A 2987-nucleotide genomic window follows, 5' to 3' on the forward strand; every position below is an offset into this window, starting at 1 on the left:
GCCATGGCGCCGCCCCGCGCCGCCACCCGGTCGACGCGGCAGGCCCGGAGCCGCAGGCGCGGCAGGCCCGAAGCCGCCGACGCGGCAGGAGCCTGGAGCCGCAGTCGCGGCAGGCCCCGAGCCGCCGGCCTAGCGGTCCTGCGCCGCATGGCTGGCCGCGGCCAGGCGGCGGAGCAGCGCCGGCACCTCGGCGGCCGGGCGGGGTTGGCTGAACAGGTAGCCCTGCGCCTCCCGGCAGCCGGCGGCGCGCAGCGCGGTTAGCTGTTCCTCGGTCTCCACGCCCTCGGCGGTCGTCGCCATGCCGAGCCCGTTGCAGAGATCGGCGATCGCCTGGACGATCGCCTCGCTCTGGCGGGACCGGCCCAGCTCGCGGACGAAGCAGCGGTCGATCTTCACCTTGTCGAAGGGGAAGCGCTGCAGGTAGCCCAGCGCGGAGTAGCCGGTGCCGAAATCGTCGAGCGCGATGCGCAGCCCGAGCGATTTCAGCGCATGCAGCGTGCGCAGCGTCGCCTCGGTGTCCTGCAGCATCACCGCTTCGGTGATCTCCAGCTCCAGCCGCCCCGGCGGCAGGCCGGAGGTCTCGAGCGCGGCCGCCACGGCCTCCACCAGCCCGCGGCCGGCGAACTGGGTGGGGGAGAGGTTGACGGCGACGGTCGGCGCGCCCGGCCAGTCCAGCGCATCCCGGCAGGCACGCGCCAGCACCCATTCGCCGACCGGGACGATCAGCCCGATCTCCTCGCAGAGCGAGATGAAGGCGTCCGGCGGCACCAGGCCGCGCTGCGGGTGGCGCCAGCGCAGCAGCGCCTCCAGCCCCGCCACCGCGCGGGTCCGCACCGTGACGAGGGGCTGGTAGAACAGCTCGAACTCCCCGGCCTCCAGCGCGTGGCGCAGTTCCAGCTCCATCATGCGGCGGAGCTGGAGGCCGGCCTGCATCCCCGGCTCGAAGAAGCAGTGGCGGTTCCGGCCCTGCGCCTTGGCGCGATAGAGCGCGAGGTCGGCCTTGCGCAGCAGCTCATCCGCCTCCGCCGCATCCGCGGGCGCCCGGGCGATGCCGAGGCTGGTGCCGACCAGCACCCGCTGGCCGTCCAGCGCGAAGGGCTCGGCGACCGCGGCGACCAGCCGTTCGGCCAGGGCGGCGGCGTCGACGGTGGTCGCCACGTCGTCCTGGATGACGGCGAACTCGTCGCCGCCCAGCCGCGCCAGCAGGTCGTTGGTCCGTAGCGCCTCCCGCAGCCGGTTCGCGGCCGCCAGCAGCAGCGCATCGCCGACCGGATGGCCGAGGGTGTCGTTCACCTCCTTGAAGCGGTCGAGGTCGAGGAGATGCAGGGCGAAGCCGCGCCCTTCTCCCGCGCGGGCCAGGGCGGTGTCCAGCGCCTCCCGGAACTGCAGGCGGTTGGGCAGGCCGGTCAGCGCATCGTGCCGCGCGGCATGCGCGATGCGCGCCTCCGCCTCCCGCCGCTCGGTCACGTCGATGATGACGCCAAGGGCGCCGAGCGGCCGGCCGGCCGCGTCGTATTCGAAGCGCGTCCGCACCTCCAGGTGCCGGATCCGGCCATCGGTCAGGTGGCGGATGCGGAAGTCGCTGCCGCCCTCGACGATGCCGGCGGCGGTGATGGCGGCGATCCGCGCCTCGATCCGCGCCCGGTCCTCCGGCAGCAGCGGGGCGAGCCAGTCGGCGGCCGGGATCGGCCCGCCATAGTCGGGGAAGCCGAACAGCGCCCGGGTCTGCGGCCCGCATTGCACCAGGCCGGAGACGAAGTCGTGGCGGAATTCGCCGATCCGGCCGATGTCGAGGCCGAGGCGGAGCAGCGCCTCCGCCTCCCGCCGCTCGGTCACGTCGATCACCACGCCGATCGAGGAGATCGCCCGCCCGGTCTCGTCATAGGTGACGCGGGTCCGCGCCTCCATGTGCCGCAGCGCGCCGTCCGAGGGGCGGCGGATATGGTAGTCGAAGGCCAGCTCCACGCGGCGGGCGCGATAGGCGTCGAGCAGCAGGGCCGCCAGGCGCTCCTGCTCCCCGGGCGGCAGCAGCGCGGCGAACTCGGCGTCGGTGATCGTCGCGCGGTCCGGCGGCAGGCCGTGCACCGCCAGCGTCTCGGGGCTGCACTGGACCTCGCGCGTCAGCAGGTCCCGCCGGTAGGTGCCGATCTGGCCGATGACCATGCCGAGGCGGAGCTGCGCCTCGCTGGCCGCCAGCCGCGCCTCGGCCTCGTGCCGCTCCGTCACGTCGATCAGCACGCCGGTGGCGGCGAGCGGCCGGCCGGCGGGGTCGTAGGCGTAGCGCGCCCGCGCCTCCAGGTGGTGGATGCGGCCGGTGCCCGGATGCCGGACGCGGAAGCGATAGGACCCCTCGGGCCGGCGCATCGCCAGCGTCGCCGCGATCATGGCGCGGCAGCGCGGCCGGTCGGCCGGGAGGATGGTGCTGCTCCAGGCCGCGACCGGCATCGGGCCGTCCGCCGGGGGCAGGCCCAGCATGGCCATCGCCCCCGGCTCCGCCCGCACGGTGCCGGCGACCAGGTCCCGGCTGAAGGCGCCGATGCGCCCGATCTCGAGGCAGAGGCGGAGCAGCGCCTGGTCGGCCGGCGGGATCGTCGCCTCCGGCTCCGGCTCGGGCTGCAGGACCAGCAGGAAGCGCCGCGGCGCCCCGCCGGCATCGCGGTCCGGCACGCCGAGGCTGATCCGCAGCGCCGAGAGGCCGCCCGCCGCGCGGCGCAGGCGGAGCGTGCCGGCCCAGGCATCGCCCGGGGCGCCGGCGGCGCACCAGGCCAGCAGCGCCGCCGCCGCGGCCTCCGGATGCAGCAGGTCGGCGAGGCCGCGCTGCAGCAGGTCCGCCGCCGGTCGGCCGAGCAGGGCGGCCGCGCGCGCGGTCGCCCGGGTGAAGCGCCCGGTCGCGGCATCCTGCTCGGCAAGGCCCGGCGCCGCGCCGGCTGCGTCGCCCACCGCCGGTTCGTCCGGCGCAAAGGCCGCCATCGCCGGCGCCGCGGCAT

General features: G+C 76.2%; 1 protein-coding gene. It reads right to left on the reverse strand.

The genetic code is table 11. The annotated features are described in order from the left end of the window. Positions 1 to 129: 129 nt before the first annotated feature. Positions 130 to 2987 (reverse strand): EAL domain-containing protein (locus E2C05_RS30405; protein WP_205083186.1); only part of this gene is annotated, 2858 nt, incomplete at its 5' end.

This window comes from Paracraurococcus ruber, from assembly GCF_004353985.1.
Lineage (GTDB): Bacteria > Pseudomonadota > Alphaproteobacteria > Acetobacterales > Acetobacteraceae > Paracraurococcus > Paracraurococcus ruber.